This window comes from Sphingomonas sp. MJ1 (PH-R8) (assembly GCF_048058635.1).
Classification (GTDB): Bacteria; Pseudomonadota; Alphaproteobacteria; order Sphingomonadales; family Sphingomonadaceae; genus Sphingomonas.
Genome location: NZ_JBBEFX010000028.1, coordinates 1 through 15,086, shown reverse-complemented (window position 1 = coordinate 15,086; position 15,086 = coordinate 1). Strand labels below are relative to the sequence as shown.

Annotated in this window: 17 protein-coding genes; 12 read left to right on the top strand and 5 right to left on the bottom strand. The window is 70.4% G+C overall.

Annotation, left to right across the window (positions count from 1 at the left end):
• Positions 1-246: 246 nt before the first annotated feature.
• The 11 genes from gltX to feoB all read left to right on the top strand — a co-directional run bounded on the left by gltX (position 247) and on the right by feoB (position 9,941).
• Complete coding sequence (gltX, locus tag VPH46_RS15700; RefSeq protein WP_416612707.1) at positions 247-1,596, top strand: glutamate--tRNA ligase; 1,350 nt, start codon at positions 247-249, stop codon at positions 1,594-1,596.
• A gap of 287 nt (positions 1,597-1,883) precedes the next feature.
• Complete coding sequence (locus VPH46_RS15695; RefSeq protein WP_416612705.1) at positions 1,884-2,564, top strand: TonB family protein; 681 nt, start codon at positions 1,884-1,886, stop codon at positions 2,562-2,564.
• Between the two features lie 54 nt (positions 2,565-2,618).
• Positions 2,619-2,966, top strand: a complete 348-nt coding sequence (locus VPH46_RS15690; RefSeq protein WP_125962472.1) for a hypothetical protein — start codon at positions 2,619-2,621, stop codon at positions 2,964-2,966.
• Positions 2,967-2,971: 5 nt separating this feature from the next.
• Entirely contained in the window at positions 2,972-3,955 is a 984-nt protein-coding gene (ribD, locus tag VPH46_RS15685) for a bifunctional diaminohydroxyphosphoribosylaminopyrimidine deaminase/5-amino-6-(5-phosphoribosylamino)uracil reductase RibD (protein ID WP_416612703.1), read from the top strand.
• A 1-nt stretch (position 3,956) separates the two neighbouring features.
• Positions 3,957-4,580, top strand: coding sequence for a riboflavin synthase (locus tag VPH46_RS15680; protein ID WP_416612701.1), 624 nt, complete (start codon positions 3,957-3,959; stop codon positions 4,578-4,580).
• On the top strand, positions 4,567-5,718 hold the full coding sequence (gene ribB, locus VPH46_RS15675) for a 3,4-dihydroxy-2-butanone-4-phosphate synthase (RefSeq protein WP_416612699.1): 1,152 nt from the start codon (positions 4,567-4,569) through the stop codon (positions 5,716-5,718). Before VPH46_RS15680 ends, ribB begins: the two co-directional genes overlap by 14 nt.
• A 1-nt stretch (position 5,719) precedes the next feature.
• A complete protein-coding gene (gene ribH, locus VPH46_RS15670) occupies positions 5,720-6,139 on the top strand; it encodes a 6,7-dimethyl-8-ribityllumazine synthase (protein ID WP_239436535.1) in 420 nt (139 codons plus the stop codon).
• 48 nt (positions 6,140-6,187) lie between these two features.
• On the top strand, positions 6,188-7,072 hold the full coding sequence (locus tag VPH46_RS15665) for a DMT family transporter (RefSeq protein ID WP_416612697.1): 885 nt from the start codon (positions 6,188-6,190) through the stop codon (positions 7,070-7,072).
• Between the two features lie 4 nt (positions 7,073-7,076).
• Positions 7,077-7,760: a COQ9 family protein gene (locus VPH46_RS15660; RefSeq protein WP_416612695.1), complete on the top strand. Its 684-nt coding sequence runs from the start codon at positions 7,077-7,079 to the stop codon at positions 7,758-7,760.
• Positions 7,761-7,807: 47 nt separating this feature from the next.
• Positions 7,808-8,065 carry a FeoA family protein gene (locus VPH46_RS15655; protein WP_125962466.1) on the top strand — a complete coding sequence of 86 codons (258 nt, stop codon included), beginning with the start codon at positions 7,808-7,810 and terminating at the stop codon, positions 8,063-8,065.
• Positions 8,066-8,084: 19 nt separating this feature from the next.
• The gene (gene feoB / locus VPH46_RS15650; RefSeq protein ID WP_416612692.1) at positions 8,085-9,941 is read left to right on the top strand and encodes a ferrous iron transporter B; all 1,857 of its coding nucleotides are present in this window, start codon (positions 8,085-8,087) and stop codon (positions 9,939-9,941) included.
• A 118-nt stretch (positions 9,942-10,059) separates the two neighbouring features.
• Here feoB and VPH46_RS15645 read toward each other — a convergent pair whose 3' ends face one another.
• Positions 10,060-10,245, bottom strand: coding sequence for a DUF4169 family protein (locus VPH46_RS15645; RefSeq protein WP_416612690.1), 186 nt, complete (start codon positions 10,243-10,245; stop codon positions 10,060-10,062).
• A 92-nt stretch (positions 10,246-10,337) separates the two neighbouring features.
• Between VPH46_RS15645 and ssb the strand changes: the two genes are divergently transcribed.
• Positions 10,338-10,901 (top strand): single-stranded DNA-binding protein, encoded by a 564-nt coding sequence (gene ssb, locus VPH46_RS15640; RefSeq protein ID WP_416612688.1) that lies wholly within the window; start codon positions 10,338-10,340, stop codon positions 10,899-10,901.
• A gap of 244 nt (positions 10,902-11,145) precedes the next feature.
• Here ssb and metW read toward each other — a convergent pair whose 3' ends face one another.
• Genes metW through recQ form a run of 4 tightly spaced genes read right to left on the bottom strand, consistent with a single transcriptional unit; the run spans position 11,146 to position 15,073 of the window.
• Positions 11,146-11,736: a methionine biosynthesis protein MetW gene (gene metW / locus VPH46_RS15635; RefSeq protein WP_416612686.1), complete on the bottom strand. Its 591-nt coding sequence runs from the start codon at positions 11,734-11,736 to the stop codon at positions 11,146-11,148.
• Entirely contained in the window at positions 11,733-12,866 is a 1,134-nt protein-coding gene (gene metX / locus VPH46_RS15630; protein ID WP_132883887.1) for a homoserine O-acetyltransferase MetX, read from the bottom strand. Before metX ends, metW begins: the two co-directional genes overlap by 4 nt.
• A gap of 15 nt (positions 12,867-12,881) precedes the next feature.
• A complete protein-coding gene (locus tag VPH46_RS15625; RefSeq protein WP_416612683.1) occupies positions 12,882-13,307 on the bottom strand; it encodes a TIGR01244 family sulfur transferase in 426 nt (141 codons plus the stop codon).
• Complete coding sequence (gene recQ / locus VPH46_RS15620) at positions 13,304-15,073, bottom strand: DNA helicase RecQ (protein WP_416612709.1); 1,770 nt, start codon at positions 15,071-15,073, stop codon at positions 13,304-13,306. The genes VPH46_RS15625 and recQ overlap by 4 nt, the downstream gene beginning before the upstream one ends.
• Between the last annotated feature and the right edge of the window lie 13 nt (positions 15,074-15,086).

Below are 15,086 nucleotides of genomic sequence, written 5' to 3'. Positions count from 1 at the left end.
CCCCCCCCCCCCCCCCCCCCCCCCCCCCCCCCCCCCCCCCCCCCCCCACCCCCCCCCCCCCCCCGAGACCTACACTCTCTCCGGGCTGATGTCGGTGGGTTCCCGGTCGGCGCCGCGCCGCACGGGGGCTAGCGTTGAGCGGCTTCGCTTCGCTCGCCAACCCACCCCCTGCCCCTCCCTTGCAGGGAGGGGAGTGTGGCTCCGGGCAATTCCACCGGCGGTCGAATCGCTCTACAGGCTCAGCGCATGACCGTTACCACCCGCTTCGCGCCGAGCCCCACCGGGCGGCTGCATCTTGGCAATCTGCGCGCGGCGCTGATCAACTGGCTCTATGCCAAGGCGAACGGCGGCCGGCTGCTGCTGCGCATCGACGATACCGATGCGGCGCGATCGGAGGAGCGGTTCGTGGACGCGATCCGCGCCGACCTTGCGTGGCTGGGGATCGACGTCGCGGGCGAGGAGCGCCAGTCGGCACGGTTCGATCGCTATGAGGCGTGCTTTGCCGATCTGGTCGCGGCGGGGCGGGTGTATCCGGCGTATGAGACGCCGGAGGAGCTCGAGCTGCGGCGCAAGGTGCTGCTCGGGCGCGGGCTGCCGCCGGTGTACGACCGCGCGGCGCTGGCGCTGACGGACGCGGACCGCGCGCGGTTGGAGGCCGAGGGGCGGCGGCCGCACTGGCGGTTCCGGCTGGACCATGGCGCGCCGATCGGCTGGCCCGACCTGGTGCGGGGCGAGCAGCGGTTCGAGGCAGCGCGGCTGAGCGATCCCGTCGTGCGGCGTGCGGACGGCAGCTGGCTCTATCTGCTGCCGTCGGTGATCGACGACATCGACATGGGCGTGACGACGGTGATCCGCGGCGAGGACCATGTGTCCAACACCGCGACCCAGATCCAGATGTTCGAAAGCCTGGGCGCGGGCCTGCCCGAGTTCGCGCATGTCGCGCTGCTGACGGGGGCCGAGGGCAAGCTGTCGAAGCGGCTGGGCGCGACCGGCGTCGACGAGTTCCGCACGATGGGGATCGAGCCCGAGGCGGTGGTGGCGATGCTCGCACGGCTGGGCACGAGCGATCCCGTAGAGCCGCTGGTCGACCGGGCGCCACTGATCGCCGGGTTCGACTTCGCGCGCTTCGGACGGGCACCCGCGCGGTTCGACGAGGCGGAGCTGCAGGCGCTCAACGCGCGCATCGTCCACCAGCTCGACTGGGAGCGGGTGCAGGCAGAGCTGCCCGAGGGCATGGACCGGACGGGCTGGGAGGCGATCCGCGCAAATCTGTCGACCGTCGCCGAGGCGGCGGACTGGTGGCAGGTGGTGACGGGGCCGATCCCTGTGGCGGCGCTGTCGGACGAGGATCGTGCGTTCGTGGCCGAAGCGGCGGGCGTGGCCGAGTCGATCGACTGGGCGGAGCCGAGCTGGGCGGCGCTCACGGGGGCGCTCAAGCAGGCGACCGGGCGCAAGGGACGGGCGCTGTTCCTGCCGCTGCGGCTGGCGCTGACGGGGCGCGAGCATGGGCCGGACATGGCGGCGCTGCTGCCGCTGATCGGACGGGACGCGGCGATCGCACGGCTGCGCGCCGCGGAGCAGGCGGAGGTCCGCTAGCCCGCGCATCCTCCGCCGTGGCAGGGATGCCTTTGGTCATCCGTATTCCTGCGCAGGCAGGAATCCAGGGCCAAGCAGACCATCGACGTGCGGTGCTCGGGACCCTGGGCTTCTGCCTTCGCAGGAGCACGGTCAGGGCTTTGCAGAGGTTTCGCCTGCGCCGGTATAGGGGGCCGGGGAGGTGGAGTGCTCCCGAAGTGGCGCGAAGACGCACGCCATTGCGTCTGCAGTGTTATGATGTACCATCGCCTGCTCGGCCCTTGGAGGGCACGAACGAGGAGAAGCCGATGTACGCGAATCGCTATGCTTCCGAACGCCGCTTCCACCCTGCCAGCATGGGCGTTGCCCTGGCGATCAACGGCGGCCTGCTCGCCGCGATGCTGCTGGCCGGATCGGTCTCCGTGGTCCGCTATGAGGACCCGGTGCTGAATACGACCGCCATCCCGCTGCCGCCGACGCCGCCGGAGGTGAAGCCGGAGCCGCAGCCGGTGGAGAAGACGGTCCAGCCCCCGCCCCAGACGCTCCCCTTCATCCCCAAGCCGCTCATCGACCTGCCGCGGCCTGACGAAACGGTGATGGCGAGCGATGCGACTCTGCCGATCACCCCGCCGCCGACCACGACGGGGACACTCGGTGGGACGGGCACGGGCGTCACGGTCGATCCACCCAAGCCGATGCCGGTGCTGGTCGATGCCGCACCGGACCCGCGCTACAGGGACGCGTTCCAGCCGGCCTATCCGCCTGCCGAGCGGCGCGCCGAGCGCGACGGCGCAGTGACGGTGCGGGTGCGGATCGGCGCCGATGGGCGGGTGACCGCGGTCGAGCCGGTGCGCGCGACCAGCGACGCGTTCTGGGAGGCGACCCGGCGGCAAGCGCTGTCGAAGTGGCGCTTCCGTGCCGCCACGCGCGACGGCGTGCCGGTCGAGAGCTGGCGCGTGATGACGGTGCGTTTCGAGATGGAGAACTGAAGGGGCGGCGCAGGGGCTGGTGGCCGAGGGCGGTGACGCCTATCTGGAAGGCCCATGAGGATCCTGCGCCACCTGTCGCCGCTGCGTGCGTACCATGACCTGCGACTGTTCCTGTCGCACCGGCGGCCGCACCAATGGGCGTTCCTGGCGCTGGCGGTGACGATCACCGGCCTGTGGATCTGGGCGTTCGTCCATGATTCCCACTTCGAGCGGCCGTACAAGCGCGAGATCATCTACGTCCAGGATTGGCGGCTCGACCGCACGGATGAGGAAATCCGTGCCCAGCAGAAGATCGACGAGGCCAAGCGCCAGAAGGAGATCGCCGAGTTGGAGAAGCGGCGCGCGCGGATCCAGGCCGAGTTCAAGAAGCTCGACGACGGCATGACCGCCTGGGGGCTTTGACCTCCTTGGCCGACACGACCGACGATGCGCGCTGGATGGGCGAGGCGCTGGCCCTGGCCGAGCGCAGCCGCGGGCAGACCGCGCCCAATCCCAATGTTGGCTGCGTGATCGTCGCGCCCGATGGTCGTGTGGTTGGGCAGGGCTGGACCCAGCCGGGCGGGCGCCCGCATGCCGAGGCGGTGGCGCTGGCCGAAGCGGGCGCGGCCGCGAAGGGCGCGACCCTCTATGTGACGCTGGAGCCCTGCGCGCATGTTTCCGCGCGGGGACCGGCCTGCGCGGACCTGATCGTCGCGGCAAAGCCGGCCCGCGTGGTGGTGGCGCTGACGGACCCCGATCCCCGCACCAACGGCCAGGGCATCGCCCGGCTGCGTGCTGCCGGGATCGCGGTGACCGAGGGCGTGTGCACGGACGAGGCACGGCGCAGCATGGCGGGGTTCCTGACTCGCCTGGCGCTGGGGCGACCGCATGTGACGCTGAAGCTCGCGACCTCGCTCGACGGGCGCATCGCGCTGGCCTCGGGCGAGAGCCGCTGGATCACGGGACCGGAGGCCCGCGCCGATGTCCACCGCGAGCGAGCCCGGCATGAGGCGATCCTGGTCGGGCGCGGTACCTATGAGGCGGATGCGCCGCGGCTGGACGTGCGCCTGCCCGGCCTGGAGCATTTGAGCCCGCGCCGGTTGCTGCTGACCCGCGGCGCGGTGCCGGAAGGGTGGGAGGCGCTGCACGATCTGGCCGACCTGGGCGCGCTGGACGGCGTCGACCATCTGCTGGTGGAGGGAGGCGCGGGCGCTGCCGCAGCCTTCCTGGCTGCCGACATGGTCGACCGGCTGCTCTTCTATCGGGCGCCGATCCTGATCGGCGTGGGCACGTCTGCGGTCGGCGACCTGGGCCTTTCCAGCCTGGCCGAGGCCCATGGCCGATGGCGGTTTATCGAGGCGCGTTCGCTTGGCAGCGACCGGCGCGAAGTCTACGAGCGCGAGCGAGATTGATATGTTCACCGGAATCGTCACCGACATCGGCACCATCGAGGCCGTAGAGCAGACGGGCGACCTGCGCGTCCGCATCGCCACAAGCTATGACACCGCAACCGTCGACCTGGGCGCGTCGATCGCCTGTTCGGGCGTGTGCCTGACCGTGGTCGACAAGGGGCCGGGCTGGTTCGCGGTCGACGTGTCGGGGGAAACGGTGTCCCGCACCGCGCGCGACCAGTGGACCGCGGGTCGCCGGCTGAACCTGGAACGTGCCCTCAAGCTCGGCGACGAGCTGGGCGGGCACATCGTCACCGGTCATGTCGATGGGTTGGGCGACGTGCTCGACGTCACCCAGGAAGGCGGATCGCACCGCGTCACCATCCTGGCCGGGCCCGAGATCGCGCCCTATCTGGCCGCCAAGGGTTCGGTCACGGTCGATGGCGTCTCGCTGACCGTCAACAGCGTCGAGGACGGGCCGGAGGGCACGCGCTTCGGCCTCAACATCATTCCCCATACGGCCGAGGTCACGACCTTTGCCGACATTGCCGAGGGGCAGGCCGTCAATCTCGAGATCGACGTGCTCGCCCGCTATCTCCAGCGCATGGAGCGCTATCGTGAAAGGACGCAGCATGGCGCTGCCTGAACCCGGCTCCCTCGAACCTGCCCGGCTCCGCCACGGCTTCCTCTCCTCGCCTGAGGAGATCATCGACGAGGCGCGCAACGGGCGCATGTTCATCCTAGTCGACGACGAGGACCGGGAGAATGAAGGCGACCTGGTGATCCCGGCGCAGATGGCGACGCCGGAGAAGATCAACTTCATGGTGACGCACGGCCGTGGCCTCGTCTGCCTGGCACTGTCGAAGCCGCGGGTCGAGGAACTCGGCCTAGAGCTGATGAGCCGCAACAACGGCACGCGGCACGAAACCGCCTTCACCGTCTCGATCGAGGCGAAGGAAGGGGTGAGCACCGGCATCTCGGCGGCCGATCGTGCGCGCACCATCGCGGTGGCGGTCGATTCGACCAAGGGCGCGGCCGACATCGTGACGCCGGGGCATGTCTTCCCGCTGATCGCGCGCGATGGCGGCGTGCTGGTGCGCGCCGGCCATACCGAGGCGGCGGTCGACGTGGCGCGGCTCGCCGGGCTCAACCCCGCGGGCGTGATCTGCGAGATCATGAACGAGGACGGCACCATGTCGCGCCTGGACGACCTGGTCGGCTTCGCGCAGCTCCACGGCCTCAAGATCGGGACCATCCGCGACCTGATCGCCTATCGCCGCCGCCACGACCATCTGGTCGAAAAGCGGGCGGAAAGCCGCTTCACCAGCCGCTGGGGCGGCGAGTGGACCGCGATGACCTTCTGGAACAAGGCGACGGGCAGCGAGCAGGTCGCGCTGGTGAAGGGCCGCATCGATCCGACCAAGCCGACGCTGGTGCGCATGCACGCGATGTCGCCGTTCGCCGACATCTTCGGCGAGACGGGGCGCCGCGCGGAGCTGCTCAGCCGGTCGATGGAGATCATCGGCGAGGAAGGCGCGGGCGTGATCGTGGTGATCAACAAGCCGCGGCTCGACCAGTTCACCGTCGCCATGCAGGCGCGCACCGGCGAGCTCGACCCCGCCGACATGGACCAGCTGCGCGACTATGGCGTGGGCGCCATGATCCTGAACGAACTGGGCGTCGCCGAAATGGTGCTGCTCACCAACACCCATCACACCCTCGTCGGGCTCGACGGCTATGGCCTGTCGATCGTCGGCGAGCGTCCCATCGACACGGAGCGCTGACATGGCCCGCATCTTGATCGTCGAAGCGCGCTTCTACGACCACCTCAACGACCTGCTTCTTGATGGCGCGCGCACTGCGCTGCAGGAGGCCGGGCAGGATTACGAGATCGTCACCGTGCCGGGCGCGCTGGAGATCCCGGGCGCGGTCGCGATGGCAGCCGAGACCGGCCAGTTCGACGCCTATGTCGCGCTGGGCGTGGTGATCCGCGGCGAGACCTATCATTTCGAGATCGTCGCCAACGAAAGCGCGCGGGGCCTGATGGCGCTGGCGATGGACGGCCTGCCGATCGGCAACGGCATCCTGACCGTCGAGAACGAGGCGCAGGCGCTGGCGCGCGCCGATCGCAACGACAAGGACAAGGGCGGGGAAGCCGCCAAGGCGGCACTCGCCATGCTGGCGCTGCGCCAGCGCTTCGCCTGATCCGGCGCCGCGGCTGAGCCGATGAACTCGGAGGGCCGCGGAACGGGAATGGGGCTGGCGGCCGCGGTGGTCGCCAACCTGACGCTGGCGACGGGCCCGTGGCTGGTGCGGCTGGCCGAGACCGGGCCGGTGGCCGCCGGCTTCTGGCGGCTGGCGCTGGCGATGCCGGGGCTGCTCGCCTGGTCGGCGCTGGCGAATCCGGGCGCGCTGCGGCGGGGGCTCGCCTTCTGGCCGGTGCTGCTGGTGGCGGGGCTCGCCTTTGCCGCCGATCTGGCGACGTGGAACGTGAGCATCCACCGCACGACGCTCGCCAATGCGACGCTGTTCGCCAATTCGGCCACGCTGATCTACCCCGTCTATGGCTTTCTGATCGCGCGGGCGTGGCCGAGCCGGCCGCAGGTCGCAGCGCTGCTGCTGGCGATGGTCGGTGGGGGCATGCTGCTCGGCCAGTCGGCGGAGCTGTCGCACGCGCATCTCGTCGGCGACCTGCTCGCGCTGTTCGCGGGGCTTGCATACGCCGTCTATTTCATCGGCATGGCGCGGGTGCGCGCGGCGGTGCCGCCGATGCCGGCGCTGGCGCTTTCGGGAGCGGCCACCGCGGTGCCGCTGCTGCTGCTCGCGATCGGGCTGGGCGAGCGGCTGGTGCCCACCGGCGCGGCCGGCTGGGGGCCGCTGATCGGGCTGGCGCTGGTCAGCCAGCTATTCGGCCAGGGGCTGATGATCTATGCGCTCGGTCGGCTGCCGCCGCTGGTGATCGGCATCACGCTGCTGCTCCAGCCGATCGTGGCGGGCGGGATCGGCTGGGCGGTCTATGGCGAGCGGCCGGGTACCCCCGACCTGATCGGTGCGCTGCTGGTCGCCGCCGCGCTGGTGCTGGTCCGGCGCGAGCCGAAGGTTGCGCCTGCCGCCGGGCAGACTAGATCGGTGGCCTGATCCCATGAAGGAGGCCGCGATGGCGACCGCAGCATTCGAAGACGCGACGCTGGACGAACTGCGCGCTGCCCTGGCGCCGGTGGTGGCCGCGAACGCCGCGTTCGACGGCTGGGCGCCGGCCGCGGTGACCATGGCGGCCGAGCAGTTGGGCATCGACCCGGACGTCGCCCGCGCGGCGATGCCGAGCCCGCTCGACATGATCGACGCCTGGTTCGCGCATATCGACCGGCTGATGATGGAGCGGCTTCCTGCCGACGTGCTCGCCGCGATGAAGATCCGCCAGCGCATCACCGCGCTGGTCGAGGCGCGACTCGCCGCGGTCGCCCCGCAGCGCGAGGCGCTGCGCCGGGCGCTCGCGATCCTGGCGATGCCGCAGAACCTGGCGCGTGCCACCCGGCTTGGCTGGCGCAGCGTCGACCTGATGTGGCGGCTCGCGGGCGACACCGCGACCGACTATAACCACTACACCAAGCGCGCGACGCTGGGGGCCGTCTATGGCACCACCGTCACCGTCTTCCTGGACGACGAGAGCGAGGGTTGGGCGGATACCCGCGCGTTCCTGTCGCGGCGGATCGACAACATCATGCAGTTCGAAAAGGCCAAGGCGCAATGGGTCGGCCGGGCGTCGAGCGAGCGGCGGCTGAGCCTGTCGCGCTTCATCGGCCGGCTGCGCTATCCGGCCGTTTGAAAACGAAAAAGCTGGCCTTCCGCGTCAACTATTGATAATCACTCGCAATGCTTTCGCCCAACGCCAGCCTTTCGCACCTCGCCCAGCGCCAGCATGCGCGCGTGGCGGGGGTGGATTGGGATGCGCTGCAGCCTGCCGAAGCGCGGCGGCTGCGCGAGTTCGGCCTGGACGAGGGCGTCGAGATCGAGCTGCTGCACCGCGCATGGCTCGGCGGCGGGCCGGTCGCCTGCCGCATCGGGCGGATGATGGTGGCGCTGCGCCCCCATGTCGCCGCCGCCATTCGCGTCACCCTGGCCGTCGACTGAGGCCTTTTCGGACAGGATCATGAACCACCCACCGCTGGTCGCGCTCGTCGGCAACCCCAATGCCGGCAAGAGCGCCTTGTTCAACGCGCTCACCGGCGCGCGCCAGAAGGTGGGCAATTATCCGGGCGTGACCGTGGAGCGCCATTCCGGGCGCATGGCGCTGCCCGATGGGCGGCCGGTCGAGCTGGTCGACCTGCCCGGCACCTACAGCCTCGATCCCTCCAGCCCCGACGAGGCGGTGACCCGCGACGTGGTGCTCGGCCGCCAGCAGGGCGAACGGCTGCCCGACGTGCTGGTGGTGGTGGCGGACGCCACCAACCTCGACAATCATCTGCGTTTCGTCCTGCAGCTGAAGGCGCTCGACCGGCCGATGCTGGTGGCGCTCAACATGGTCGACATGGCCGAGCGGGACGGGCTGAAGTTCGACCTGGACGCACTGTCGGTGGAGATCGGCTGCCCGGTGGTGCCGACGGTTGCGGTGCGCAAGCGCGGGCTCGACGCCTTGCGCGACGCGCTGGCCGAGGTGCTGGCGGGTGCGCCCGCGACGCTGCCGCCGCCGCTCGACAGCTTCGACGCCGACATCCGCCATTTCCAGCGCGAGGCGCGCCGCGTTGCCGGCGTCGCGATCACCGAGCAGCCGCGTGCGCGCGCCGTGACGCGATCGATGGACGCCATCGCGCTGCACCCGGTGTTCGGGCCGATCATCCTGCTCACGCTGATGTTCGTGATGTTCCAGGCGGTGTTCAGCTGGTCGGAAGCGCCGATCGGCTGGATCGAAGGGCTGCAAGGCTGGCTCGCCGACACCGCCGTCGCCACGCTGCCGGAGAATTTCCTGCGCGACCTGCTGGTCGAGGGGATCATCAACGGCGTCGGCTCCGTCGTGGTGTTTCTGCCGCAGATCCTGATCCTGTTCCTGTTCATCCTGGTGCTGGAGGCATCGGGCTACATGGTGCGCGCCGCGTTCCTGATGGACCGGCTGATGGCGAGCGTGGGGCTTTCGGGCCGCGCGTTCATCCCGCTGCTCTCCTCCTTCGCCTGCGCCATCCCCGGCATCATGGCGACGCGCGCGATCGACGATCCCAAGGAGCGGCTGACCACGATCCTGATCGCGCCGCTGATGACCTGTTCGGCACGCTTGCCGGTCTATGCCCTCATCATCGGTGCGTTCATTCCGGCGCGGCAGGTGGCGCCGGGCGTCGGCTTGCAGGGGCTGGTGCTGTTCGTCCTCTACCTCGCAGGGGTCGTCGGCGCGGTGCTCGCCGCCTTCGTGCTGCGGCGGACGCTGGCCAAGGGCCAGGGCGGCGGCTTCATGATGGAGATGCCGCGCTACCAGATGCCGTCGCTGCGCGACGTGGCGCTGGGGCTGTGGCACCGCGGCTATGTGTTCCTGCGGCGTGCGGGCACGACGATCATGACCGTCACGGTCGCGCTGTGGCTGCTCGCATCCTATCCGGTGGCGCCGGAGGGCGTGAAGCAGAGCGAATATTCGGCCGCCGGGCGGATCGCGTCGGGGCTGGAGGTCGTGCTCAAGCCGATCGGCTTCAACCACGAGATGTCGCTGGCGGTGATCCCGGCGATGGCGGCGCGCGAGGTCGCGGTGTCGGCGTTGCAGACCGTCTATGCGATCGATGCGGCGGACGAGGAACAGGGTGCGCAGGAACTGGGCGGGCGGCTGTCGGGCCGCTGGAGCCTGCCGACCGCGCTCGCCTTCCTCGCCTGGTTCGTGTTCGCGCCGCAGTGCCTGTCGACGATTGCCGTCACCCGGCGGGAGACGAACGGGTGGCGGGTGCCGGGGCTGATGCTCGCGTACCTGTTCGGGCTCGCCTATGCAGCGGCGGGGATCACGTACTGGAGCGCGGTGGCGCTGGGGCTGTAGCCCTTCCTGTACCCCGGCGCAGGCCGGGGCCCAGTTGGGAAGGTCTTGGCGAGGGCGCGGGCGCTTCCAAGGCGCACCGCAACTGGACCCCGGCCTGCGCCGGGGTACAGGGGAGGGGTTAGTCCGGCATGTCCTCACGCCTCGCCCCGTCGAGGGTGCGCTCCGCCCGGTCCCGGTCCTGGGCTTCCGCCGCCTTCTCCGCCTTGGTACGGCCGAAGCGGTGGCGATTGGCGTCGGCCTCCGCTGCCTTTTCGGCGCGGGCACGGGCCTTGCGCGCGCGGTTCAGGTTGATGATCTCGGCCATGCCGCCTAGTCTAGCGCACCCGCGCCGGCCGGCATACGTCGCTGCGACCGATTGCCCCGCGCGCCCGCATTTTCGAGAGTAATGGAGACATCATGGCCGGCAGCGTCAACAAGGTCATTCTGGTCGGCAACCTGGGCCGCGATCCCGAATCGCGCAGCTTCCAGAACGGCGGCAAGGTGGTGAACCTGCGCATCGCCACGTCCGAATCGTGGAAGGACCGCAACTCGGGCGAGCGCAAGGAAAAGACCGAATGGCATTCGGTCGCGATCTTCAACGAAGGCCTGGCGAACGTCGCCGAGCGCTTCCTGCGCAAGGGATCGAAGGTCTACATCGAAGGCCAGCTGCAGACCCGCAAGTGGCAGGACCAGAACGGTCAGGACAAATACTCGACCGAGATCGTGCTGCAGGGCTTCAACTCGGTGCTGACGATGCTCGACGGTCCGGGCGGCGGCCAGGGTGGCGGCGGCAGCAGCCGCGGTGGCGACGACTTCGGCGGTGGTGATGACTTCGGCGGCGGCTCGAGCGGTCGTGGTGGCAGCTTCAACAGCGGCGGCGGGCGCAGCGGTGGCGGCGGTGGCCGCTCGGGCGGCGGCAGCAGCGGCGGTGGCTTCGGCGGTGGCTTCGGTGACGACCTGGACGACGACGTACCGTTCTGATCGCGGTTGCGATGGGAACGAAGAAGGGGGCCGCGTGCCCCCTTTTTTGTGCCTGCGATACGCCCGGCAAGAACCGTATCCCTGCGCAGGCGGGAATCCAGAGCCAAGCAGGACAACGGCTGTTGGCGCCCGGGACCCTGGGCTCCTGCCTTCGCAGGAGCACGGGAGAGGGGAGGCAGGCGGTTGCCCCAGTCAGGCGACACCGCAACTGGGCCCCGGCCTTCGCCGGGGTACGGGTGGCGGGTTAGCGTCGCAGCAGGAACACCGCGTGCTCGGCGCGGAAGTTGGCGGCGGCGGCGCTGGTGCGGCGGTCGCCCTTCAGGAACCAGGCGTCCTCGACGGTGATCCCGCGCGCTTTCACAAAGGCGCGGAAGTCGTCGATGGTGACGTGGTGGATGTTGGGCGTCTCGTACCACGGCACCGGCAGCAGCCGCGTGACCGGCATGCGCCCGCCCCACAGCAGCGATGCGCGCACCCGCCAGTGCGCGAAGTTCGGGAAGGACACGAACGCGCGGCGGCCGATCCGCAGCAGATGATCGAGCACCACATGCGGACGCATCGTCGTCTGCAGCGTCTGGCTGAGGATCGCATAGTCGAAGCTGGCGTCGGGATAGCCGGCGAGATCCGCGTCGGCGTCCCCCTGCACCACCGACAGGCCGCGCGCGACGGCGGCAGCGACGTTGCCGGCATCGATCTCCAGCCCGCGCGCGTCGATGCCGCGGGTGTCGCGCAGCGCCGCCATCAGCGCGCCGTCGCCGCAGCCGACGTCGAGCACGCGCGCGCCCTCCGCCACATTGGCGGCGATGACGGCGAGGTCGGGGCGGAGTGTCGTCATGCGCGACCCCAGGTGAGGAAGCCGCGCACCACCCGGTCGAGCTCGGGCGATTCGAGCAGGAAGGCGTCGTGGCCGAAGGGGCTGGAGAGCTCGACGAAGCTGGCGCGGGCGCCGGCGGCGTTCAATGCCTGCACCATCACCCGCGACTCCGCGGTGGGATAGAGCCAGTCGGTGTCGAAGCTGACGATGCAGAAGCGGGTAGCGGTGTCGCGGAAGGCGTTGGCGAGCATGCCGCCATGCTCCTCGGCAAGGTCGAAATAGTCGAGCGCGCGGGTGATGTAGAGGTAGGAGTTGGCGTCGAACCGGTCGGTGAAGGCGAGGCCCTGGTGCCGCAGATAGCTTTCGACCTGGAAGTCGGCGTCGAAGCCGAAGGTCTTGGCACCGGCCTGCCCGTCCGGGCGCGCCTGGAGGCGGCGGCCGAACTTGGCGGTCAGCCCGGCTTCCGACAGATAGGTGATGTGGGCCGCCATGCGCGCGACGGCGAGGCCGGCGGCGGGCGGGTCGCCGCTCTCGTAATAGGCGCCGTTGCGCCACTTCGGGTCGGCCATGATCGCCTGGCGCCCGACTTCGTGAAAGGCGATGTTCTGCGCCGAATGGCGCGCGGTGGCGGCGATCACCACCGCCGCCTCGACGCGTTCGGGGAAGGTCGCGGCCCAGGACAGCGCCTGCATCCCGCCCATCGACCCGCCGACGACGGCCGCCAGCCGCCCGATGCCGAGGTGGTCGAGCAGCAGGGCCTGGGCACGCACCATGTCGCGGATGGTGATGACCGGGAACGCCATGCCCCATTGCTCGCCCGTCGTGGGATCAACGGACGCGGGCCCCGACGATCCCATGCAGCTGCCGAGCACGTTGGAGCAGATCACGAACCAGCGATCGGTGTCGATCGGCTTGCCTGGCCCGACCATGCGCGTCCACCAGCCGGGCTTGCCGGTGACGGGATGGTCGGAGGCGAGATACTGGTCGCCGGTCAGCGCGTGGCAGACCAGCACCGCATTGTCGGCCGCCGGCGACAGCGTGCCATAGGTCTCATAGCCGATCTCGACCGCCGGCAGCGACGCGCCGCCATCGAGCGGCAGCGGGCCGGCAAGCAGCGCGCGGCGGCGCAGACCGAAGCGTTCGTCCGACATGCTAACCCTGTTGGCTCACCGGCCGCTCAGCGCGTCCAGCGTTGGGCGGATGCCCGACAGGTCGTAGCCGGCACCCGCGGCCTTTTCGACCAGCTCGGCGGAGTCGCCGCCGGCTTTGGCCTCGGCCAATGCCCACAGGTTGCACGAGCGCGTGCCCGAGCGGCAATAGGCGAGCACTGGGCCATCGGCGGCATCGAGCGCCGCGCGCATCGCGTCGAGCTGGCCGTGGCCGAAGCCGGCGTGGGTGACGGGAATGGCGGTGTAGGCGAGGCCGGCGGCTTCCGCTGCCGCCTGGATCTCGGCACCGGAGGGCTGGCTCGGCTCCTCGTCGTCGGGGCGGTTGTTGACGATCGCGACGAAGCCGGCGGCGGCGATGTCCGGCATCTGCTCAGGGAGAATCTGGGGGGCGACGGAGACCTTGCTGTCGATGGTGCGGATCATGCTGCCTCGCGGATGACCTGGAGAAAGGCGTCGCCATACGCCTCCAGCTTGCGCGCGCCAACGCCGGTGATGCGGCCGAGCGCCTGAAGGCTCGACGGGCGCATCGTCGCCATGTCGCGCAGGACGGAGTCGTGGAAGATGACGTAGGGCGGCACCGACGCCTCTTCGGCAAGCTCACGACGGCGGCGGCGCAGCGCCTCGAACAGCGGATTGCCGATCGGGTTGGGGGTGGCGCCGGCAGCACCGCGGCGGCGGCGCTCGCGCTTGGGCGGGAGGACGAGCTTGAGGGTCGCCTCGCCTTTCAGCAGGCCGCGCGCGCCGGGGCCGAACTCGAGCCCGCCGTGCGGATTGGCGCGGATGGCGTCGCGCAGCAGCAGGGCGCGGGCGACGGGTTTGAGGAGATGCGCTTCCTCCGCCTCGACGATGCCCCACACCGACAGCGACTCATGGCCGTTGGTCATGCTGCGCTCGGTCGACTGGCCCTGCAGCACCTGCTCGATATAGCCGACGCCGAACATCTGGCCGGTGCGGAACACGGCCGACAGGAACTTGCGCGCCGTTTCGGTCGCGTCGACCGCGGCGGGCGGGTTGAGGCAGTTGTCGCAGTTGCCGCAAGCATCAGGCGGGGTCTCGCCGAAATGGGCGAGCAGGATGGCGCGGCGGCAGCCGGCGGTCTCGACCAATGCGCCGAGCGCATTGAGGCGGGCGCGTTCGCCGGGCTGGCGCTCGGGCTCGACCTCGCCGATGCGCTGGCGGGCGCGGGCGAAGTCGTCGGCACCCCAGAACAGGTGCGCGACCACCGGGTCGCCGTCGCGACCGGCGCGGCCGGTCTCCTGGTAATAGCCCTCGATCGACTTGGGCAGACCGGCGTGGGCCACGAAGCGCACGTCGGGCTTGTCGATGCCCATGCCGAAGGCGACGGTGGCGACCATCACCATGTCCTCGCTCGCGACGAAGTCCGCCTGGTTGCGCTGGCGGACGGCGGGGTCGAGCCCGGCGTGATAGGCGCGCACCTCGCGCTTGGGCGTCGATAGTGCCGCCGCCAGCCGCTCGGTCGCGGCGCGGGTGGGGGCGTAGACGATGCCGGGGCCGGGATGCTCGGCGAGGATGTCGGCGATCTGGCGCGTGGTGTTGTCGCGCGGGGTGATCGCATAGCGGATGTTGGGCCGGTCGAAGCCGGCGACGATCATCCCCTCTTCGGGAATGCCCAGCTGCTCGAGGATGTCGGCGCGGGTATGCGCGTCGGCGGTGGCGGTGAGTGCCAGGCGCGGCACATCGGGAAACTGGTCGAACAACGGGCGCAGCAGGCGGTAGTCGGGGCGGAAATCATGGCCCCATTCGCTGACGCAATGCGCCTCGTCGATCGCGAACACGCTGAGCGGGGCTTGGGCGAGCAGGTCGCGGAAGTAGCTGCCGGATGCGCGCTCGGGTGCCACGTAGAGCAGATCGAGCTCGCCTGCGCGGAAGCGGGCGATCGTTTCCTGCCGGTTCTCGTCCACCGAGGTGAGCGTGGCGGCGCGGATGCCGACGGCGGTGGCCGCGCGCAGCTGGTCGTGCATCAACGCGATGAGCGGCGAGATGACGACGCAGGTGCCGTCGAGCACTACCGAGGGCAGCTGATAGGTGAGCGACTTGCCGGCGCCGGTGGGCATGACGGCAAGCGTGCGCTGACCGGCGAGGACCCGATCCACCACCTGGCCCTGGACACCGCGAAAGCCGGGGAAGCCGAAGGTCGACTGGAGAACGGACACGGGATCGGCGGGCATGGGGGCGCTGTAG